This window comes from Microbulbifer mixtoriginis (SeqCode), assembly GCF_052466695.1.
Map to the genome: position 1 here is coordinate 3633467 of NZ_CP174285.1, position 21797 is coordinate 3655263.

Consider the following 21797-nt stretch of genomic DNA (forward strand, 5'->3'; position numbering starts at 1 on the left):
TATGCAAAAATATACTGCTGAAGAATTGGTTCCACACAGTGGAAATATGTCACTTCTCGATGAAGTAGTTTCAGTAGATGAGGAACAACTGCTGGCAAAATTGCGGGTCCGAGATGACGGAATTTTTTCTCGCAACGGTCGTGTTCCCGCCTATGTGGGAATTGAGTATATGGCCCAGTCAATAGCGGCATTTTCCGGTTACCACGCCAAGGAACGGGGCGAAGAGGTTCGCCTGGGCTTTCTATTGGGTACCCGTAAATTTGTGTCAAATGTTGAAAGTTATCGCTGTGGCGATGAACTGACGATTGAAGTCCAGCGTTTGCTGCAGGCTGAGAATGGCATGGCGACATTTGAGTGTGTAATAAAGGGCCCCTCCATCGAGCAAAGCGCGCGGTTAAATGTATATCAACCGGACAACGTGGAACAGTATTTGAAGGGTAGAAATTAAATGTCTGAGTGGATTTTAGTTACGGGTTCAAGCCGTGGTATAGGTCGGGCAATTGCCCTTCAGTTAGCTGAAGATGGTTATAATATCGTTTTACATTGCCGAAGCCGCCGTGACCAAGCTGAAGAAGTTGCAGAGGAAATTGCCAAGCTAGGAAGTAAAAGCAGAATTCTTCAGTTTGATATTTCTGATCGGAACCAAACTAAAGATGTTTTGCTAGAAGATGTCGATGAACACGGTTGTTACTATGGGGTTGTATGCAATGCAGGTGTAACTGCTGACAATGCTTTTCCCGCAATGCCTGCCGAGGATTGGGATTCAGTCGTTCACACAAATCTAGATGGTTTCTACAACGTCTTGCATCCCCTGACTATGCCCATGGTTAGACGCCGTGCTCCCGGTCGAATAGTTGTGATGACTTCGGTCTCTGGCGTCGCTGGAAATCGAGGACAGGTAAACTATTCCGCGTCTAAAGCTGGTTTGATTGGTGCGAGTAAAGCGCTCGCACTGGAGCTGGCGAAACGAAAAATCACCGTTAATTGTGTTGCTCCGGGTCTTATTGATACCGATATGCTGGATGAAGATTTGCCGGTTGAAGACATTTTAAAAATGGTTCCAGCCCGCAGAATGGGCAAGCCTGAAGAAGTCGCAGCGACTGTAGCCTTTTTGATGCATGAGCGGGCTGCTTACATTACCCGTCAAGTTATTTCCGTCAATGGTGGTCTCTGCTAATGAAGCGTGTTGTTGTTACAGGAATGGCCGGAATATCTCCTATCGGCCAAGATTGGGAGTCGGTTAGTGAGTCTTTGCAGAGCTGTCGTTCCGGAATTGTTTATATGGAAGACTGGGACAAGTATGAGGGACTTGAAACTCGCCTTGGTGCCCCAGTAAAAGATTTTGAAAAGCCATCTCATTACAATCGCAAACGCGTTCGCAGCATGGGGCGCGTCTCATTAATGGCGGTTCGCGCGAGTGAGATTGCTCTACAGGATGCTGGATTACTGGATGACCCCATTCTCAAAAGTGGTGCTGCCGGTGTCGCCTATGGCTCCTCTGCGGGAACTCCCGCTGCTATTGCTGATTTTGGCAATATGCTACTAAATTATCGTACTGATGGGCTGAATGCCACCAGCTATATAAAAATGATGTCTCATACGGCAGCGGTCAATATCGGAGTATTTTTTGGCTTGTGTGGGCGGGTTTACACCACCAGCTCTGCTTGTACCTCTGGCAGCCAGGGAATTGGGTATGCCTATGAAGCGATCCGTAATGGTAGCCAAACTATTATGGTCGCCGGTGGTGCAGAGGAGCTGTGTGCAACTGAGGCGGCAGTTTTCGATACGCTTTATGCTACCTCTACAAAAAATGATACTCCTGAAGCGACCCCACGTCCCTTTGATAGAAACCGGGATGGATTGGTGATCGGTGAAGGTGCTGGCACGCTGATTCTGGAGGAGTATGAGCACGCCGTTGCACGTGGAGCCAGAATTTATGCGGAAGTTGTTGGCTTTGGTACTAATTCTGACGGTAGCCATGTTACCCAACCCCAGTCGGGGACTATGCAGGTGGCTCTGGAGCAAGCTATAGCTCAATCAGGCGTAGATGCTAGTGAGATTGGTTATGTCAGTGCACATGGTACTGCCACGGACCGGGGGGATATCGCCGAAAGCCATGCGACTCGCAATGCGTTTGGTCGTGCTGTGCCTATCAGTTCCCTCAAGAGCTATACCGGCCATACGCTGGGTGCCTGCGGCGCTTTGGAAGCTTGGACAAGTATCCAGATGATGCGCAATGGTTGGTTCCATCCCACAATGAATTTGGCAGAGATTGATTCTGATTGTGCTGACTTGGAATTTATCCAAGGCCCTGGCAAGCACATCGATACAGAATATGTCATGAGTAATAATTTCGCCTTTGGTGGAATTAATACTTCATTAATATTTAAAAGAATTTCTTAATTAATAGATGAGTGACTTTTAAATAAGGGATCGTAGATGAAGTGGATACTGGCTGTAGTTTCAATAATTTTCTTGGCTCAGCCAGTATTAGCTGACGATTTGTTGTTGAGTTTTGGTGGTGGACCACAGCCGGATTCAAAACAAAATAACAAGACCTTTGGCTTAGACTACTCCTTTAAAACGTTTGAAAAGAGCTATCGGCAGTATATTGATATAGGTGTAAGTTACACAGAAATTAGTACTAGTGCGGATGAAAATAAACGCATAAGGGCTTTTTCCATTTACCCGCAGTTAAATCTGTACCCAAGGCAAAGAAGTTGGGGGCAACCCTTTTTCTTTGTTCGAGCATTGGGCCCCAGTTATATATCCAGTAACTATTTAGGCGATCGACGCCAAGAGAACAACTTTTCTTTTCAGGCGCAGGTGGGTTATGGCGCAAGAATTAACTGGAGGAAAAAGGAGGATCTGGTACTAATGGTATCTTGGAAGCACTTTTCAAATGCTAATTTGTTTGATGAAAATGATGGTATAGATATGCCATTTGTCTTAAATGTTGGCATAAGGCTTTAAAAAATACTCGTATTCTCCCAATGATAGATATCATTGGGAGAATGCTTAAGCTTTAAATTGATAACTGCTTAATAATCGCATCATTCAAGTTACGTACCCAGCGATTGTAATTTCTGTGGATAGTATAGTATTTTTCATTGTAATCAAGCAGGTCGCTATCTTTATAAGTAATACTATAATTATCCATATCGTATTTGATATCTGCCTCAGCGTGATGTTTGCGAACATTAATTGAAGCGATTATTTGTCCAGGGGCGACCTCACGACAAGTCCAGTTTCTTGCTATACATCCCGCGATAATTGATTTTTTAATGGTATCCTGAGTTTGTGCAGAACCATCAAGGCGGTCAGGAATACTTCTTTCTTGGATATTCATGACTGGATTACTGGTGCAGCCAGCGAGAGTTAATGCAAAAGCCGCAGAGAACAATATTTTCTTAAAATTTTTCATTTAAATATCCTGTTGGTAGTTTTAGGATCAAATTTCGTGGTTTTTCTTCATCCACTTCGCTACATCATTACCAAGTGTATGAACACAGCGTTGGAGTACTTGGCAAGAGTTTTTAAAATTTGCACCAAATCCACCGCTAGAATTTCTAGTATTAGTAAAACTGTCTACTAATTTTCCATTATTGTAAAGTTCCGCCTCAATAGATACCGACTTTCTATGTCCTAACCAAGCGTTACCAGAACTCAGGGCATTTAGAATACTTAGTTTGAGACTATAGCCCTCTGACTGAGGATTTAGTTCAGACGTTGAAGAGATATAGTATCCATATTTACTAAGAAACTTCAGGGTCGAATTAGAAAACTGAGAGCCGAGATTTGGGCATTCACTAAGTATATTGGCAGCAATTACTTTCTCATCATGATAGTGAGCTGCTGAATTGATCTTAATGACATCTTTTGCCATTGCTAAAGAAGAGATACTTAAAATTGTACCAGCTAGTACGACTTTAAATCCGCTGATATTCATATTGCCTCAAAGGAATATTACAACTGCCAGGAAGTATACAGATGTAGCCAAATTGATAAATTGTCGAATTTTTATGCGCGATAATTTACCAGATAAGAAAGCCTGACAATAGTGGTTAAACGAACTTTAGGACAGATGATTTTTCACTGAAAAATAATATAGCGGAACTCAATATTCATTTTATACCCATCAGTCATCTTTAAATTTCTCGACACTGAGAAATGTATATTGCCGTCAAAAGCTAAAATTTAGCAGTTGATACCGTAGTGCTCGGAAAACTAAATCTCATTGAGGGTTCATTTAATTGATTTCGATGGATTGGCATAACTCCAACCATCGCTCAATCCCCGCACTTCTATATTTTTGTCGATGAAGGGCGAAATAAAATTCTCTGTGGAAATTTCTCTGCGATACCGGCAATTCGATCAATGAACCCCGCTTCAGGGCATCAGCTAAAGAGACTCTAGATAGGCAGCTGATACCGAGCCCAGCTTCCACCGCTCGCTTAATTGCCTCTGTATGCTGAAGCTCCAACAAAATATGGAGTTTTGGTAGTAGTCCGACCATTGCACGCTCAAAAGTCTGACGTGTACCGGAACCGGGCTCCCGGGTAATCCAGGTGGCTTTGAGCAGATCTCTGTCTGTCAGGCGCTTGCGTTTGGCGAGGGGATGAGAGGGGGCGCAAAAGACGACCAATTCATCACTGCGCCAGGGAATCATTTCCAGATCTGGGTGATTAAACTCGCCCTCGATAAGCCCAAGGTCTAACTCAAAGTTGAGCACCCGCTCTGTAATTGCCGAGGTATTGGCGACTTCCAGCTCCACTCGTGTGCCGGGTTGCTCTTCCATGTATCGCGCCATTACATTCGCTGCCAGGTAATTGCCAATAGTTAGGGTTGCCCCTATTTTTAGGCGCCCCAGATCGCGATGACTGGCGAGGCTCTGTTCTAATTCCTGTGCCCGTTCCAGCAGTTCCTCCGCCTTGGGCCATAGTTGCCTACCCAGCTCATTCAGGCGCAGGCGCTTGCCGGTGCGCTCGAATAAGCGCAGCTCAAACTGTTGTTCGAACTCTTTTAGGGCGGTGGAGGCGGCAGACTGGGACATGCTCAGGCTCTCTGCCGCGCGGCTCACATTCTCGTGGTGGGCACAGGCCAGGAATACCTCCAGTTGGCGCAAGGTATAGCGCAAAGGGAATTCTCCACTTAATCGTTAAAATAGATAAGGAATATCGAAATATCCCACTTTGCCAATAGATCTTCCAGAGCTAAAATTCAACTATCAAGAGACTCGTGGAATAACCGGTTTTAAGTTTATGTCCAAATTGAATATAGAGAAGGTGTTGGATGTCCATCACTGGAACGACACGCTGTTTAGCTTTAAGACCACCCGAGATTCGGGTTTTCGCTTTGAGAACGGACATTTCACGATGATCGGTCTGCAGCAGGACAACGGCCGTCCACTGCTGCGTGCCTACTCCATTGCTAGTGCCAACTACGAAGATGAGCTCGAATTCTTCAGCATCAAGGTACCCGATGGACCCCTGACTTCTCGTCTGCAGAAGATTGTGCCGGGTGATGAGATCTATGTGAGCCAGAAGCCCACCGGTACTTTGGTTGCGGATCACCTGCTACCTGGCAAGCGCCTGTGGTTGCTGTCTACGGGTACTGGTTTGGCACCTTTCATGAGCATTATTAAAGACCCCACTGTCTACGAGCGTTTCGACCAAGTGATTCTTACCCACGGGGTGCGCTATGTCTCTGAGCTGGCCTATCAGGAGCAAATCGAGAATGAGCTACCTGAGCATGAGTATTTTGGTGAGATGGTGCGTGAGCAGCTGCTCTACTACCCTACTGTGACCCGTGAGCCTTATCGTAATACCGGCCGCCTGACCGACTTGATGCTGACCGGTAAGCTCTTTACAGATCTGGATGTGCCCAAGCCGAATGTCGAGGAAGACCGCTTTATGTTGTGCGGCAGCCCGGCAATGCTGAAGGATCTCACCAATATCCTAGATGACTGGGGATTCAAGGAGACCCGCGCAGGGGTACCGCACGAGTATGTGATTGAGCGCGCTTTCGTCGAAAAATAAGTTGGCCAGTCCACCCATAAAAAAACCACCCTCAGGGTGGTTTTTTTATGGGTGAAATACAAACGCTCGAAACTATCCTGACCTTGTAAAACCCTTACCTTCTATTTTGATTCGAGGGTGAATTTGCTGGGAGTGGCTAGATGAAGCGGTTTTCGCTGGGAGTACTACTGTTTTCCTTCCTGTGGCTAGGTGCCTGTACACGAGTGCCGGAGGGGGTTGAGCCCGTACAGAATTTCCAGCTGCAGCGCTATTTAGGCCACTGGTATGAGATAGCCCGCTTAGATCACTCTTTCGAGCGGGGCCTGACCCTGGTAACGGCGGACTACAGCCTCAACCCCGATGGTTCTGTCGCAGTGGTGAATACCGGTTATTCACAAGCGCGTGATGATTGGCAATTGGCGAGAGGGAAGGCTGAGTTTGTTGGCGCAAAAGATGTAGGACACTTGAAAGTTTCTTTCCTTGGGCCCTTCTATTCTTCCTATATCGTGATTGCCCTGGCAGGCGATTATCAATATGCGATGGTTTCCGGCTATAACAAATCCTATCTGTGGATATTGTCCCGCACCCCGACTATGCCCAAGGATGTTCTGGAGCGGTTTTTACAGAAAGCTAAGGCGATGGGTTATCCCGTCGACCAGCTGATTTTCCCCAAGCAGGAGGCGCAGCCGGGCAATAAACCCTCCGCGCAGTCTTCAAGATAAGGGTCTGTTCAAAATTCTGCGCTCCCTCCACCAGCTTGTGCAGAACAATAACAGCAAAATCAAAGCCGGCCATTGGCGCTCAATAGGCATTTTGCCTGAGTAACGATTATCAACTGGCCCCAAGCGTGCGGCGGCCATTTGTCGGGTCTCCCTGGTATTTAGGGACCGTTGCCACTTGGGCCAGTCCTGTTTAGCAAAGACATAGAAGTTTAATACCGGCTCCCCATCCATATCAGTCTTAAGCTGATGCCAGCCAGAACTCTGTGGCCAGAAGCTGTAACACTGGCCCTGGGTATTAGTACTTACAGCAATCCCGTCAATGGGTTGGGACTCAGGTTGAGAGCTTAATAATATTGGTCTCTGATTAGAAAAAAGTGGGCTGCATAGGGTCGTGCGTACCTGTATACGCTGTAACTTATTGGAGAGGGTTACTGGCGGCTGACTACCTAAATGCTTGAGTTGGTAATCAATAATCGACTTCCACAGGCTGGCGAATTCAGTAGCAAACCCACTGGTCAGCCAGCGGTGGCTGTCGCTAAATAGAATAAAACCCAAGTGCTGCGTCTGGGATGAACGTCCCCAGAAAAGGGGAACTTCTTCATTACCCAGTAAGAAGTCACTAGAGCTGGGCTGCACGGCTATAAGGCCTAGATTGCGTAGTGGGGGAATCTCCGCATTGTCCGCTTTTTGGTAGCCAAAGCCGGAATGTAAATGGGGTGCTTCTCCCCTTTGCAGAGGCATGGATTGGGCTGCAGCGTATTGGAGAAACTCTTCAGAGCTATCGTCACTGACTAACCATAACAGTGACTTTGTAGTGGCCAGTTCGTTGAGCTGACGCTTTTGCAGAGCAGAAAATTGTGGCCACAAACTGCTATCGAGTATCACTAAATCGAAGGGACTTTCATTCGTGAATAAATCCGCAGACTCGGTAAGTGGAAGGCCGTTGAGAGTTTCTTTTCTACTAGTTTCAGGTGCCAACTGAGTCATCACTTGTGCTGCTACGCCGGATTGACGCAGCCAGCGGGACAGGGCGGCTGTCTCAAAAGAGGGGCGTGCCAGCCAAAGTAACAACTTGGGCTGGAGCGGTTCTCGCACCAGAATGGGTAAAGGATCTGTATGGCTTCCACCGGCTTTGCTTTCCGTCCGTACTCGGTATAGCTGGGGGCCAGTGAGTTTTGGAATGGCAGTGAGCTGTGTCTGAATTGCTTCTCCCACATTCAGCTCAAGACTGTCTTCAATATGGCCGTAGGGATTGAGCAGACTAATTCGTAGGTTTTCAGTCAGTGGCTGGTTGTTGTGAACCTTCAATTTTATAGAATCACCCAAGGTAATTTGCCGCTGCCAGTCGAATTCCCAACTGCTATCAGATTCCTGGATCTTCGATAACTCCAGGCGCACTGGTGCCAGGTCTCGCAGTTTGTCGCGGCCGAGTGGCTCCCCATTGAGGGAGATATTTTCCACACCATTGAGATTTATTGGATGTGAGCTCGTCAGCTGTTTGCTGTCGATAGAGATATTGCGCTCGGCGGGAATGATTGCCGGCGGCTGCCAGAGCATCCAGGCACTCAACCAAATCGCCAGTTGCAGGCCATAGTCGAACGGCTTGGCGCCTCGGCGGCGCAATAGTACGAGTGATGCTAAACAGGCCAACAGGCACAGGCCGGGTATCAAGAAATTAATCACAATGACTTCTCCCCTTGCTGGTGTAGCCAACGGCTGAAATGGCCGTCTGCCTCAGTTTGCAAAGGCAGTGAAGGCGCAGATTCCGGTGCTGGCAGTAGCTGATAGAGCAGTTGATTCAGGGGGTTTGCGCAATCAATGCAATTCGGCTGCTGGTGGCGCTGCTGGTATAAACGCAGCTGTTTGGACAGCTCCAGGCCAAGATCTAATGATTGCTCTGTGGCTAGCTCATTTATCTGCACCAGCAGATCGGTATCGAGTTCGGCGCCAGAGTCTACTTGGGCCATTAGGGCGAGCACCTGTGCTCTTTGTTTTTGTTCAAAGGCACTGTCGACAGTTTCTGGCGCTACGTCTTCCCGTTCACCGCTAAGCCGGCGGCTTTCGTCTATGGGGGGCGCCTCGAACCCGACTCTTTGTAAGTAAATACGCGAAGCCTGCTGTACTTCCTTGATAAAGCGCAGAGCCCGGTGCTGGTGGGGCAGGGAGGCTTGGGGCTCTATAACCGACAGGTCGCGCCAGGAACTCCACATGGCATTCAGCGCATTGCGCAGTAGCTCCTTGGTCTGGGGGTCGAACAGGGTGGCATGCTCTGAGCTGTCATGCCGGTGTCCGGCAGAAGCAGCTATGCGCTCTGCCTGTTGGAAATGGGAGTCTCGCTGTGCAAAGGGAGTGGCATTTTCTTCGCCATGTGCCTGGTGCTCACCTTGTTCTGTTTGATCGTGGCTATGGCCGTGTTCGGACTCCTCTTCATCATCGTGCTTCTCGCTTTTTGCGCCAGAATGCTCCGCTTCCGAATCCTCTTCGCCGAGAAAGCGGCCGTAGCGCATGCGCAGCAAATTCTGTTCATAGGCTAAACCCTCGGAGCGTTTGCGAAACGCCTGCGGATGCAGCTGCTCTCGCTCGGCTAGTAGGGCCTCGGTGTCAATAATCAGCTGGCGTTGGCTGCGGAAGTACTCCGGTAATATCTTAATCGCCATCCCCTCGCTGTCACTCAGCCCGAAAATCTCTTCTTGCGGCCAGCGCAAGATAAAGTGTTGGCTCTTGGCAACGTTGGCACTGGGCTCGCGGTTATCCCTGGCCTCCAGATACCAGTAGAGTTCATCTCCCGCTTCCATGGAAAACTGGTGGATGGGTAGGATGAAATCGTAGCGAGTTGCTTTCTTATCTTCCGAGGGAGTTGTTGATAAAGCAGTGGATTGCAAACTGGTGAGTGCAATACGCTCTTCGCGAAAACGTAAATTTTCCCCGGTGCCGCTGGCGAGGGTGACCAATAAATCCGCAGACCTCACCTGGTAATCATCAGTAATAATTACTTTCACGGAAATCCCTTGGGTGCTCCCTTGAATGGTATCGACGCGCAGGCTGGGTGCCTCAAAGGTAAACTCCGGGGCACTGTCTTTATGCACCCGAATATTATGGATTTCCGGCAAAAGTATTTGGCTCTCCGCGAATTGCACTGAAAGCTGGTAAAAGTCTGCCTTAGCGATAGTGCGTTGTAACTGCCATTTTTTACTGGGTAGATCACTTAGTGGAGAAAAGGCGAAGCGCTCAGCCTCGGCCAGCATTTCCAGCCCTTGCACCGGCTGATTCAATTCAAGTTGCCACTCGACCTTGGACTGCTCCGGCACATCGACTTGTAGGGATTGGCTTTCGGCTGTGAGCCCAGTGTAGGCGGGCGGCTGGATATGGGTTGCCGCGCGGGTTATGGCGAGCTTTTCGGCAACGGGAATAGCTGTATTTTGTTGCGTGGTCTCAGTTTTATCCCCGGTGAAGTGAGAATCGCTCAGTACAAATAACAATAGTCCCAGGCAGGCACCAAAAGCATTTGTCAGGGCACTGCGGAGTTTTTTTGGACCGAAAGGCGACCGGTCGCCACTTTCCAGCAGTTGTTGCAGCTCTGTTTCGATACGCGTGCGCTGTAATTGCTGCAATGGACTTAGGTTGGTTTTCTGTTGGCTAAGCAACTGGCTGCTGTCTTGCAGCTGTGGATATTGTCCATCCAACTGTCGACATAGGCTTTCAGGGCTTGGGCGCCAGCTGCGATCCAATAGAATTGCTACAACAATAATTCCGAGCCAGGCGAGCAATAACCACTGTGGCCAGCCGAATACAAAAATACCCAAGCCAGCCAGAAGGCTGAGGCCAGTGGCAAGCCAGAGATAGGGCCGCAGGGCTGTCAGTTGCCAGCGCCTGCGCACAGCGTTAAGGGTGGACTCACGCTTATCCATGGTCGGCCTCCCCGTTACTATCGGTTGCCATAATGACTGCAGGTCGCGATAGGACAATTAGGCGTTCAAAAGCCAGAAGTAACAGTAGGGCGGCTATTAACCAGGGTTGCAGTTGTTCAATACGACGGTTTTCTACCTCGCTGTCTTCTACAGGAAGGCCTGCCCCAGCTATGTTTGTCACTACTTTTTTATTGGCAGACCAATAGCCACGATTTTGGTGTTGCAGAGCCCAGTCTTGCCCAGACCAGTGCAGCCATAAGCGTTCAGGTAAATCTGCGCGGCGATAAAAGGCCTCGTTATACCAGTCACTTTCGTAGCGCAGCCAACTTCCCCGTCCCATTGAGGCCGCTTGAGCTGACTGGTTGTTATCCACAGCAACGAAGTTGAGATTATCGGTAGGGGGGATACTGTTGTCGGTGATTAACAGGCCACCATCTGAAACAAATTCCAGCACGGCTTGTGGCAGGGGCTCGGGGCCCGTGTAGATCAACCAATCTGCCTGCTCAGCATCGGGTGTCTCTTCTTGTTCCTGAATATGCACCGATAGTCCCGGCATATTGCCTTGCCAGTCTTCCAGCACAGGCGCCCACCAGCTGGGCGCTTTGCCCATTAAAGCGATACTCGGTAATGCCTGGCTCGGAGCTGTGGATGCTTTGTTGAGGCCGTGCCACTGCCAATGGGGACTGACTCTTAGTGCCTGGTGGGATGTTGGAACTCCGTTGTTTATCAACAGGATATGAGCCCTGCGCAAATCCGCCCGGCGTGATAGTGCTGATAGAGTTTTCCACAGGTCCACATTTTGTGGTGGGGGTGAGGTTACTGAGGGTGTTTCTGGGGATAACCACAGCACTTTATAACCTTCCCCGACAAGCTGTGGCAGTGAATTGTGGATAAATGTATTCGCTTCGCCCGCCCCAATTCTGGGGTCTACCAGTATCACGCCCTCTTGGGGATAAATTTCCCGTTTTATCAGCGGCTGTGCCAATAAACTTGCCAGCAGGGCGACGATTAGCAGGCGCAATAGCAGCAGCCACTTGTTATCCACAATAGGGCGGCGCGTGCGACTCTGTGAATATCTTTGTACCCATTGCAGCGCAGCAAAGGAGATCCGCTGTGGATTACTTCGGCGTAGCAAATGAATGGCGATAGGGATAATCAGGGCTGTGAATAGCCATAGCCACTGTGGGGATTGAAATAAGTTATTTATCCACAACATCTCAGCAAAACCTGCCGTGCAGTTGAATAAATTGCTGCAATGACTTTTCCACAGGCTGCTCGATAAGGTCGGTCTGTAGTGAACACTCCTGTGTGGCAAAGCGTGCTTTTAACTCGCTCTGTGCTTGAGCAAAAGCATCCAGGTAAGACTGGCGTTGCCGCTCGGCGTCCACTTCTAAAGCTGCGGGAGTAATGGTGCTTACTTCTGGATTGAGCAGCTTTAGCTCTCCGCCAAAAGGAAAAGTCTGTTCTGCCTCAACTAACAATTGCAGTGGCAGGCAGGGGCGGCCGGCGGCATGCAGGCGTGCGGCAAAATCGCCGATCTCATTGCCCTGTTGAAAAAAATCACTCAGTAACACCACCTGACAGGGGCGTTCAAAGTATTGCCACAGCGGCGCCAGTTGAGTGTGATCTGGCCAGTGGTCGCTGGTGTCGAGTTGTTGTAGCTGAAGGGCGATTTGGCGCTGGTGGCTCTCACCCTGGCCTTCGGGCACATAAACCGTCCGGCTGCTGTTAAACGCCAATAGGGAATAGCTGTCTCCCTGGGCGTTGAGCAGCCAGCACAGGCTGGCAATCCAGCACTTGGCGTAATGCAGTTTATTCAGGCTGGGCTCTACAAAGCTTGCCTGGCCCAGGGAGGCGCTGGTATCGAGCACAAAGCACACGTGCATACGGCTCTCCTGCTCGGTCTCGCGCACATAGTAGCGATCGCTGCGGGCAAACAGTTTCCAGTCGATATGGCGAATGGAATCGCCCGCTTGATAGCCTCGGTATTGGTGAAATTCCAGGCCGGTGCCACGGCGCTGGCTGTGTTGCACACCGAGCATCACGCCCTCGGCGATATGCCGTGACAGCCACACCAGGTCGCGACAACTGGCCAAGGTTTTGGGGGACAGGTATTCCACGCTGATCAGTCCCGGCCCGGTTCCGGCACCGCCGTCAGTAATTCATCAATCAGCTGTGGCATCTGCACGCCATCGGCCTGGGCCTGGAAGCTGAGCAGCACCCGGTGGCGCAGCACTGGCAGTAACAGGCTGCGGATATCCTCGCGGGTGACGGCGAGCCGTCGTTGCAAAAGGGCCCGCGCCTTGGCGGCGAGAATCAGAGCCTGCCCCGCGCGGGGGCCGGCGCCCCACTTGATCCACTGTTGCAGAGTATCGCTGCTGCTGGTTTCCATACGGGTAGCGCGCACTAGTGCCGCCACGTAGCGGTATAAATCGTCGCTGACATGAATTTCCCGCACCAATTGCTGCATTTCGCGCAATTGCTCCGCATCCAGGCTGGGGCTGGGTTTGACCCTGCTGGCACCGGTGGTGGAGCGCAGGATTTCAACTTCGTCCCACTCATCGGGATAGTCGATATGAATATTTAACAGGAAGCGGTCCAGCTGAGCTTCCGGCAGCGGATAGGTGCCGGCCTGCTCGATGGGGTTTTGTGTGGCCAGTACGAAATAAGGATCGGGCAATTTCAGTGTTTTACCGCCCACGGTTACCGAGCCTTCCTGCATGGACTCCAATAGGGCTGCCTGGGTTTTCGGCGGCGTGCGGTTAATTTCATCGGCGAGCAGGATATTGGTGAAAACCGGGCCCTGCTGGAATTTAAAAAAGCGCTTGCCGGTGCTGTGATCCTCTTCGAGGATCTCACTGCCGAGAATATCTCCGGGCATTAAATCCGGGGTGAACTGTACCCGCTTAAAATCCAGCGCACTGGCATCGGCGAGGGTTTTTACCAGCAGGGTCTTACCCAGCCCCGGCACCCCTTCGAGCAGGGCGTGGCCCCCGGCCAACAGGCAGATCAGCATCTGCTCCACCACGGGTTTCTGGCCGACAATCACTCGCGCAATCTCCTGTTGCAGATTGTCGAGGCTGTGCAGTTGTTCTTCGATACTATTTTCCAGGGTGGTCAGCATAATCAGCTCGTCAGTGCGTAAATAACAATGTTCACCGCAAATTTTGTGTTATCGATGGCGAGCCAGCGTTTGTTGCGGTAGTCGTAGTCCCATTCGCAGCCGAAATCTTTGTTGCTGTAGAGCACGGCGATACGGCCGTTTACAACAATGGCTTTCAGGTAGTCATGTACCAGATCATCACCCCAGCCATTTAATTCAAAGCTGGTTACCGGCAATTCATCGAATTGAAAGAAACAGCGGTAGAGGTCGTGATCGTCTGGGAGCTTTTGCAGGCAGTCTTCGCCAAACAGCTCGGCCATTTGCTCTTCGAAGGATTTGGCAAAGAGACCGTCGATATCGTGGTTGCAGTCGTCGACAAATACAAAGCCACCGCGATTGACGTAGTCGCGAAAATTCTTTGCCTCTTCCGTGGTGAATTGCACCAGCTTGTGTCCGGCCAGGTAGCAGAAAGGCGCCAGCAGCATTTTCTTATCGGCCAGCGGCACTATGTGCTCTTTGGGATCAACCCTGAGATTGGTGTATTCCACCAGTGAATTGAGCAGGTTGGAAGGCATGCGCTGATCCACATCCCAGTCACCAGACTCGTACATCAAGCGGGTGAAATAAAAATCGTAGTGCTCCTGCGCACTACCCGGTGCGGTATTTTGTGCGCGTGTGCCCAGCGGCAGCGCTGCGGCGCAGCTACCCAGGATCAGGCGCTGAAGAAAAGCCTTGCGGGTGAGGGACACGGGATAACTCTGTTACTGCGTTGGTTTATTGTTAGCTAGAAAGGAAAGTAGGTACTTCACTCAAGACCGTATGAGGCATGGATGCCGATTACGAGCGTACAGGGACGTATTCACAGCGCGTCTTGAGTGAAGTGCCTGCTTTCCTTTAATCATAACGCTAGGGCCATACCGGTTTTCCGGCCTGACCCCTGCGTGGATCAGTGATTAGCCCAGCTTGCGCTTGGTGTTAATCACATTGATACCGTCGAAGCGTGCAGTGGAACTACCGTGGGATACCGCACTGGTTTGCATCGGCTGTCCCTTACCGTCAAAGAAGGAACCACCCAGGCGGTAATCATCTTTGTCGCAGACCTGCGAACAGGCATTCCAGAATTCCTGGGTGTTGGACTGATAAGCGACGTCCTCCACCATGCCGGTAATCTTGCCGTCTTCAATTTCGTAGAACAGCTGACCACCGAACTGGAAGTTGTAGCGCTGCTGATCGATGGAGAAGGAACCGGCACCCACAATATAAATGCCTTTCTCCACATCCTTGATCATATCGTCGACGCTCAGCTCTTCCTTGCCGGGCAACAGCGAAACATTGGACATGCGCTGGAATTGCACACTGGACCAACTGTCGGCGTAGCAGCAGCCGTGGGATTTCTTTTGCCCCAGCATATGTACCTGGTCGCGGGTGGCCTGGTAGTTCACCAGCACACCGTCTTTTACCAGATCCCAGTTGCGGGTCTTCACGCCTTCATCGTCGTAGCCGACGGCGCCGAGAGAGCCGGGTTGTACCTTATCGGCAAACAGATTGACCTTGTCGCTGCCGTATTGGAATTTGCCGCTGCGCCATTTATCGATAGTGGCGAAAGAGGTGCCGGCAAAGTTGGCCTCGTAACCGAGTACGCGGTCCAGCTCCAGTGGGTGGCCGACGGATTCATGGATGGTGAGCCAGAGGTGGCTTGGGTCCAACACCAGGTCGTACTTGCCCGGTTTTACCGATTTAGCGGTGAGCTTTTCCTTGGCCTGTTGCGCCGCCAGGCGTGCATCTTCGGCCATATCGTAGGAATCGCGATAGAGCACCGTCTGCGCTTGGATCTTGTCTTCGGCGCGGCCATCCAGGTATTCAAAGCCGCGTCCTACCGGCTGGCTGAGGCCTTGGCGGGTGCGGAAGCCGCCGGTTTTCTTGTCCACTGCGGTGACCGAGAAGGGCGCCCACAAACGGTGAACATCCTGGTCGATATAGGAGCCGTCGGTAGAGGCAAAATACTTTTGCTCATTCACCAGGTACAACATGGAGTTGATATAGCTGGCGCCGGCATCCAGGGCAGACTTGTTTACATCCATCAACAGATCCACCTTGTCGGCCAGGGGGATCTGCATAGCGTTTTTCTGGATCGGTGTCTGCCAGCTGACTTCGCCATGACCTTTCACCGGGGCCAGTTGTACTGGCTCTTGCTGGTACTTGGAGTTGGCCTTGGCCGTGGCTACTGCCTGACGGGTGGCGCGGGCGACGCCATCGGCGGTCAGGTCATTGGTGGCAGCAAAGCCCCAGGTGCCGTTAGCAATAACCCGAATGCCCATGCCGATAGATTCGGTGTTCACCACGTCCTGCACTTTCATCTCGCGGGTGATTACGTATTGATTCAGGTAGCGACCAATACGCACATCGGCATAAGTGGCGCCGAGTTTAGTGGCGGTATTCAGGGCTACATCGGCAAATTCTTTTTTTACCGAGAGATCAATACCGCTTTGCGTCAGTTTGCTCTCGGCGACCAGATTGCCGGACAGCGGCAACATGGAAACCCCCAGGCCGGCACCGCTGAGCTGGAGAAATTTTCTTCTATCCATTTCGTTATCCTCAAGTGGTGCTGGCGGTTAAACGGCGTCAGAAAGGCTACTGAAAGTAAAGTCGCGTACTTTCAGTGCGGGAATCATGGCGGACATGCCCCACATACCCACTCGCTGGGGGACGCCCATATCTTCGATATTGTTGAGCATGATTACCGGGCTCTCGTTGAAGCGGAAGTTCTTCACCGGGTATTTGATCTTGCCGTTTTCGATATAGAAGGTGCCGTCGCGGGTGAGGCCGGTGAGCAGCATGGACTGCGGATCGACCATACGGATATACCAGGTGCGGGATACCAAAATACCGCGGCGGGTATTTTTGATCAGTTCTTCGGTGGTTTTATCGCCGCCGATCATAATCAGGTTTTTGGGCTCGGGGACCACTTCGCCTTTGCTTTGCTCGGCCCAGTAGCGGCTGCGCGCCAGGTTTTTCACTACGCCGTCTTTCACCCATTCGGTTCGCCCCAGCTGCATAAAGTCACCGTCGGTCCAGGGTTGAGCCGGCACATCGAGACTGGTGGGATCGGAGTAGAAATTTACGCGCTTGTCGAACATCTTCTCGCCGGTACGGTTGCCGCCGCCCTTTTTGCTCATAAAGCTGCGGCCTTCGTCGGCACTGCGCGCATCAAAGCCGCTCATCATGTAACCCACCAGGCCGGACACCGCATTGGGCTCCAGGATCACGGTGTACTTGCCCGGTTCCAGGGCGCGGGCTTCCTGGGACAGGACCGCCTTGTCGATGGCGACAGAGGAAGTACTGCCGGTATTCATTGCACCGAAATCGGTAACATCACTTTCGGCCCAACCAGAACCCAGGCCATTCTCGGTGCGCATGGTTACGGTGAAGTTGGCGGAAGTGGAGGCGTGGTAGCCGAACAGGCCTTTACTGGTGGCGACTGCGGCAAAAGAGCGCTCGTCTTCCAGGTAACCTGCGGCAACCACCTTCTTTTCCTTGGCTGCAATAATGGAATCTGCGGCTGCCTTGGCGCGTTGGTCTGGGGTGATATCTGCGGTGGACTTGGCAAAGCCGTCTACGCTGACATATTTCTGTGGGCCCAGCATCGGCATGGCTTCCGGATTTTCCGGGGACAGCTTGGCCAGCTCTTCCGCGCGACGCATCACTTTTTCCAGGGAGGCATCGCTGAATTCGTTGATGGTGGCTACACCGGATTTCTTGCCGAAACGGGCCTCTACCGCCAGCTCGATATCGTTGACGATGCCACTGGTGGAAACACTGTTGCGCGCATAGCGAATGTTGCCGGTCTCGCTGCCGGCCAGCTGCGCGCTGGCTTCATCGGCGCGGCTGTATTTCAAAACCTTATCGAGAATACGCTTCGCTTCACTTCTACTCAGAATTGCCATTGCCTTTTCTCCAATTACTTATTCTTGTGCGCCCTTCAGGAAATCTTGCGCTTGGTATTGATTACATTAATTTGGTCAAAACGGGTGGTGGAGCAGCCGTGGGATACCGCACTCACCTGGCTGGGTTGGCCCTTACCATCGAAGAAGGTTCCGCCCAGGCGGTAGTCGCTGCTGTCGCATATCGCCGAGCAGGAATTCCAGAATTCCTGCGTGTTGGACTGGTAGGCGACGTCCTCAACCTGGCCGACGATCTCACCGTTTTTGATCTCATAGAACAGCTGTCCGCCGAACTGGAAGTTGTAGCGCTGCTGATCGATGGAGTAGGAGCCGCGCCCGACGATGTAAATGCCTTTTTCCACATCGCGGATCATGTCTTTGGCTGAGTACTTCTTCTCTCCCGGAGCCAGGGAGACATTGGGCATGCGCTGGAACTGCACGCTGGACCAGCTATCGCCGTAGCTGCAGCCGTGGGATTCCTTTTGGTCGATCATATGCACCTGATCGCGAGTGGCCTGGTAGTTCACCAGGATGCCATCTTTCACCAGATCCCAACGTTTGGTTTTTACCCCTTCGTCGTCATAGGCGACGGCACCGAGGGAGCCCGGTTGTACCTTGTCGGCAAACAGGGTGACTTTGTCGCTGCCGTACTGGAATTTACCGCTGCGCCACTTATCCAGGGTGGCGAAGGAGGTTCCGGCATAGTTGGCTTCGTAGCCCAGCACGCGGTCCAGCTCTAATGGGTGGCCTACAGATTCATGGATGGTCAGGCATAGGTGCGAGGGTTCCAGTACCAAGTCGTACTTGCCCGGATCGATGGATTTGGCCGAAAGTTTGGCCTTGGCCTGCTCGGCCGCGAGCACGGCATCCTCGGCCATATCGTAGGAGGCTTTGTAGAGCGTGGTCTGTCCGCGAATTTTGTCTTTGTCGTGGCCAGCCAGGTATTCATAACCCCTTCCCACTGGATCGCTGAGGCCATTACGCGTTTTGAAGGCCCCACTTTTCTTATCCACAGCGGTCACCTGCATGGGCGCCCACAGGCGGTGGATATCCTGGTCGATATAGGAGCCGTCGCTGGATGCAAAGTATTTCTGCTCATTGACTAAATACAGGGAAGAGCGGATATAGCTGGCTCCGGCTTTGAGTGCCCCATTGTTAACATCCATCAGGAAATCGACTTTCTCACTGATGGGCACCTGCAGGGCATTCTGTTTGATCGGTGTCTGCCAGGAAACCTCGCCTGCGCCTTTAACCGGTGCCAAGCGCACGGGCTCGGTCTGATATTTGGCGTTGGCCTTGGCAACGGCAACCGCCTGGCGTGCGGCGCGGGCAACGCCATCGGCAGTCAGATCGTTGGTGGCGGCGAAACCCCAGGTGCCATTGGCGATTACGCGGATACCGGCGCCGAGGGATTCCGTATTGACGATATTCTCCACGTTAGTTTCGCGGGTCATCACGTACTGGTTGAGATAGCGACCGATGCGCACATCGGTATAACTGGCACCGGCTTTGCGCGCCGTATTCAGGGCGACATCTGCCAGGTGTCGTTTGTGCGAGCTGTGCATGCCCTCATTGAGCAGTTGCTCGGCGCTGACTTGAATGCCCTGCAGTGGTAATAAAATACCACTGGAGCCGACGCCGGCGATCTTGAGGAATTTTCTTCTTTCCATTGGCTACCTTTATCCCCCCAATAGGGTTTGGGGGTGTGCTTATTGTTATTGTGCCCGATACATACAAGAGGCCCGGCCGGGCGCCTTGTCCAGACAACAAACCTATACAGGTAACAGGCCATGATTGCTTTTGTAAAGTGTTGGTTCGGTGAAATGAGGTTTGCTAGGGGCAAATGGTTACGGAAAGAGGAGGGGGATGAATCAAGTTGCTATATGGCTGCGCGCTGGCGCACCTCAGCAAAAGTCGTTTCTATAAGCAAATTGCCGTTACGAAACACTGGTCTCAGAAAATTCTTGTATTGATTTACATCCTCCAGACGAATGGTTCTGAAGTCGCCATTCTCGCATTGAATCAAAGCCAGGCGTCCGCGCTTGGATTTTTTCTCTGGCCCTGTGCGCGGGTCCTTGTAGATGTCCCGCCAGAGACCATTGATACGAATAGCACTGGCTTTCATGGCAAAGCTCATTAAGTCCCTGTCGACTTTTTGCAGCAGTCCGCCTCCCATACCGAAAGCGACATTCTCAGCACTCTGCTTATGCTTCTGCATTGCCTGCAGTATTTTGGGGATAGTGAAGCGAGAGATGCTATCTCCTTGGATAACACGAATATACTCAGGCAAAACACGGTAACCTTTGCTGTTGGTGTGAGCCCCAAATATATGCATCAATCGCTCTATACAATCGACAACAATCTGTACAGGGTTGCCGGAGTCTGGGCGGATAACCAAGGTCCCACCACTGTTTTGAATCGTGTTTTTTAATTGGCCACCCCAGATATTTTCCACTGCATGCCATAAATCATAGCTATCACTGACCACAGCAACGGTTTTATTTTTTCCGGAAAAATGTTGCAGAATGTTCTGATAGGCCAATGCTTCCCCATCCCGGCCCCAGGCGGTAATGGTGCTATGCTCCGCAGCCGGAATAGAAAATCCAGGCATATCGGCATGGTAAAAATTTCTCGCACCTAATATTCCTGAGAGAGTATCTGTTCCGTAAAAATTCACCAGATGAGCCATACCGCCCAACATGGCACTTTCCAAGCTACTGGCCCCACGCGCGCCGAAATCGTGTAATTGAAAGGGGAGACTCTTCTGGCTGTCGGCCGTTTGCTGTAAATAATGCGCAATGATTTTTTTGATTTCCCGACTCTGTGTGGCGACAGTACAGGGATACCAGAGAGCACGTACTAGTGGGGTTTCAAGATAACTGGTCAACCAGAAACAGGATGGGCAGGTATTAACAATTTGTGCCATGACATTGTGTAAAGGAATAATGCCTCCTTCCTCTACAGCACAAATATCTAAAGGCAGCAGCCCTCGATGTTTACTGACGATATGTTCCCAGCCCGCGCGATTAAAGGGCAAACCGTGGGTTTCTAGTAGCTTTTTTGCCTCTTCGATATTGGCAATTGTGATAGGTCTTTGAAGGTACTGTTTAATAAAAGCTTGTAAACCAAAAAATACCGTTTCAGAAAATTCCCCGCCGCGGCACTCGATATAGCTGCTAATAAATTCCGTACCTGGTGGATATTGCAGGTAGTGGCTGGCTTTATAGCTATCGACATTGAGAATCAGGTTTTCTATCGACATTACATCCGTCAGTTGGCGATGGAACTATAGGTGTGTCGCCAAAAGCCTGTTTCTGGGCATGAAAACAAAAATATTTGTGCGGGAATTTATCCCTGTAAGGAGGTGTAATTTAAAACAACTGGCGGTAATCAGAACAAATCCTTACAAAAATCCCCTGAATTATAGATAGCACAATCAACAAAAGATTATTTTTCCATATCGGATGGTTCTGTCGTATCAATAGGTCATGCGAGTTTTAATTGACCCTACACATAGTGGTGTGTACTTTTGTATACATGGCAAGCAAGGGATCATTATGCTCAATAAAACACAATCTATATCGGCACGCCTATCGGCGGAAGATTATGCATATTTGATGTCGATTGATCGCAATGGGGCGGTCACCCAAAGTGAAAAAGTACGCGAAATTATTGCAATGGCTAGAGAGTCTATTGGCGGGGATTGTCTTTCCCGCAGCTATCTCTCCTCTGCAGAGGCCATGCTGCCGTTGAAGGCTCGTTATCTGGAGGAAAACCAGCGGAGCCTGTTGATTGAGGCGGTAATGGACTTGCTCACAGAAGGTGCCGCCATTATCCAAAATGTGGCCGGTAAAGAGCCAATGGCACCGGAATTGGAGAAAGACTTGTTGCCAAGTGTCGAGGCTTTCCTGGAAAAAATGTTGCTGTTGTCACAACAGAGCCGTCCACGCAGCATTCACCGTGATTCCGCCGTGAGAATTCGTGAACGCCTTGAATGTGAAACTGCGAAATAAGTATCTGCGCAAATAAGCTTTATGGTTAAGCAAGCGGCAGAATTACTGTTGAAAAAAAGCGGTAATTTAGCAGCCTGTTGTGGTAAGTACTTA

Annotated in this window: 20 protein-coding genes; 7 read left to right on the plus strand and 13 right to left on the minus strand. The window is 50.9% G+C overall.

The window, feature by feature from the left end; all coding sequences use genetic code 11:
• Position 1 precedes the first annotated feature (1 nt).
• The 4 genes from ACJJI0_RS15815 to ACJJI0_RS15830 are packed head-to-tail and all read left to right on the plus strand — an operon-like array spanning position 2 to position 2973.
• Entirely contained in the window at positions 2-448 is a 447-nt protein-coding gene (locus ACJJI0_RS15815; RefSeq protein WP_444883328.1) for a hotdog family protein, read from the plus strand.
• A complete protein-coding gene (gene fabG / locus ACJJI0_RS15820) occupies positions 449-1177 on the plus strand; it encodes a 3-oxoacyl-ACP reductase FabG (RefSeq protein ID WP_444883329.1) in 729 nt (242 codons plus the stop codon).
• Positions 1177-2403 carry a beta-ketoacyl-ACP synthase gene (locus tag ACJJI0_RS15825; RefSeq protein ID WP_444883330.1) on the plus strand — a complete coding sequence of 409 codons (1227 nt, stop codon included), beginning with the start codon at positions 1177-1179 and terminating at the stop codon, positions 2401-2403. Before fabG ends, ACJJI0_RS15825 begins: the two co-directional genes overlap by 1 nt.
• A 36-nt stretch (positions 2404-2439) precedes the next feature.
• Positions 2440-2973, plus strand: a complete 534-nt coding sequence (locus ACJJI0_RS15830; RefSeq protein WP_444883331.1) for an acyloxyacyl hydrolase — start codon at positions 2440-2442, stop codon at positions 2971-2973.
• 52 nt (positions 2974-3025) lie between these two features.
• Here ACJJI0_RS15830 and ACJJI0_RS15835 read toward each other — a convergent pair whose 3' ends face one another.
• The 3 genes from ACJJI0_RS15835 to ACJJI0_RS15845 all read right to left on the minus strand — a co-directional run bounded on the left by ACJJI0_RS15835 (position 3026) and on the right by ACJJI0_RS15845 (position 5137).
• Positions 3026-3424 carry an ApeA family protein gene (locus tag ACJJI0_RS15835; RefSeq protein ID WP_444883332.1) on the minus strand — a complete coding sequence of 133 codons (399 nt, stop codon included), beginning with the start codon at positions 3422-3424 and terminating at the stop codon, positions 3026-3028.
• Positions 3425-3451: 27 nt separating this feature from the next.
• Positions 3452-3949: a hypothetical protein gene (locus ACJJI0_RS15840; protein WP_444883333.1), complete on the minus strand. Its 498-nt coding sequence runs from the start codon at positions 3947-3949 to the stop codon at positions 3452-3454.
• A 300-nt stretch (positions 3950-4249) separates the two neighbouring features.
• Positions 4250-5137, minus strand: a complete 888-nt coding sequence (locus ACJJI0_RS15845) for a LysR family transcriptional regulator (RefSeq protein ID WP_252084054.1) — start codon at positions 5135-5137, stop codon at positions 4250-4252.
• A 124-nt stretch (positions 5138-5261) separates the two neighbouring features.
• Here ACJJI0_RS15845 and ACJJI0_RS15850 point away from each other — a divergent pair, with 124 nt between their 5' ends.
• Positions 5262-6038 (plus strand): ferredoxin--NADP reductase, encoded by a 777-nt coding sequence (locus tag ACJJI0_RS15850; RefSeq protein ID WP_252084055.1) that lies wholly within the window; start codon positions 5262-5264, stop codon positions 6036-6038.
• 140 nt (positions 6039-6178) lie between these two features.
• A complete protein-coding gene (locus ACJJI0_RS15855; protein ID WP_444883334.1) occupies positions 6179-6739 on the plus strand; it encodes a lipocalin family protein in 561 nt (186 codons plus the stop codon).
• On the opposite strand, the gene ACJJI0_RS15860 is transcribed toward ACJJI0_RS15855, so the two are convergent.
• The 10 genes from ACJJI0_RS15860 to ACJJI0_RS15905 form a co-directional block, all read right to left on the minus strand.
• On the minus strand, positions 6731-8422 hold the full coding sequence (locus tag ACJJI0_RS15860) for a hypothetical protein (RefSeq protein ID WP_444883335.1): 1692 nt from the start codon (positions 8420-8422) through the stop codon (positions 6731-6733). The two genes, ACJJI0_RS15855 and ACJJI0_RS15860, sit on opposite strands and share 9 nt — an antisense overlap.
• Complete coding sequence (locus ACJJI0_RS15865; RefSeq protein ID WP_444883336.1) at positions 8419-10647, minus strand: hypothetical protein; 2229 nt, start codon at positions 10645-10647, stop codon at positions 8419-8421. The genes ACJJI0_RS15860 and ACJJI0_RS15865 overlap by 4 nt, the downstream gene beginning before the upstream one ends.
• Entirely contained in the window at positions 10640-11863 is a 1224-nt protein-coding gene (locus ACJJI0_RS15870; RefSeq protein ID WP_444883337.1) for an N-terminal double-transmembrane domain-containing protein, read from the minus strand. Before ACJJI0_RS15870 ends, ACJJI0_RS15865 begins: the two co-directional genes overlap by 8 nt.
• Position 11864: 1 nt before the next feature.
• The gene (locus tag ACJJI0_RS15875; protein ID WP_444883338.1) at positions 11865-12767 is read right to left on the minus strand and encodes a DUF58 domain-containing protein; all 903 of its coding nucleotides are present in this window, start codon (positions 12765-12767) and stop codon (positions 11865-11867) included.
• Between the two features lie 5 nt (positions 12768-12772).
• Positions 12773-13771 (minus strand): AAA family ATPase, encoded by a 999-nt coding sequence (locus ACJJI0_RS15880; RefSeq protein ID WP_444883339.1) that lies wholly within the window; start codon positions 13769-13771, stop codon positions 12773-12775.
• A gap of 2 nt (positions 13772-13773) precedes the next feature.
• Entirely contained in the window at positions 13774-14499 is a 726-nt protein-coding gene (locus tag ACJJI0_RS15885; RefSeq protein WP_444883340.1) for a DUF4159 domain-containing protein, read from the minus strand.
• Positions 14500-14703: 204 nt separating this feature from the next.
• The gene (locus ACJJI0_RS15890; protein WP_252084063.1) at positions 14704-16335 is read right to left on the minus strand and encodes a TldD/PmbA family protein; all 1632 of its coding nucleotides are present in this window, start codon (positions 16333-16335) and stop codon (positions 14704-14706) included.
• Between the two features lie 27 nt (positions 16336-16362).
• On the minus strand, positions 16363-17694 hold the full coding sequence (locus ACJJI0_RS15895) for a TldD/PmbA family protein (protein ID WP_444883341.1): 1332 nt from the start codon (positions 17692-17694) through the stop codon (positions 16363-16365).
• A gap of 35 nt (positions 17695-17729) precedes the next feature.
• Positions 17730-19361 (minus strand): TldD/PmbA family protein, encoded by a 1632-nt coding sequence (locus ACJJI0_RS15900; RefSeq protein WP_444883342.1) that lies wholly within the window; start codon positions 19359-19361, stop codon positions 17730-17732.
• Positions 19362-19570: 209 nt separating this feature from the next.
• The gene (locus ACJJI0_RS15905) at positions 19571-20953 is read right to left on the minus strand and encodes a nicotinate phosphoribosyltransferase (RefSeq protein WP_444883343.1); all 1383 of its coding nucleotides are present in this window, start codon (positions 20951-20953) and stop codon (positions 19571-19573) included.
• 295 nt (positions 20954-21248) lie between these two features.
• Between ACJJI0_RS15905 and ACJJI0_RS15910 the strand changes: the two genes are divergently transcribed.
• Positions 21249-21704 carry a hypothetical protein gene (locus ACJJI0_RS15910; protein ID WP_444883344.1) on the plus strand — a complete coding sequence of 152 codons (456 nt, stop codon included), beginning with the start codon at positions 21249-21251 and terminating at the stop codon, positions 21702-21704.
• The last annotated feature ends 93 nt before the right edge of the window (positions 21705-21797 follow it).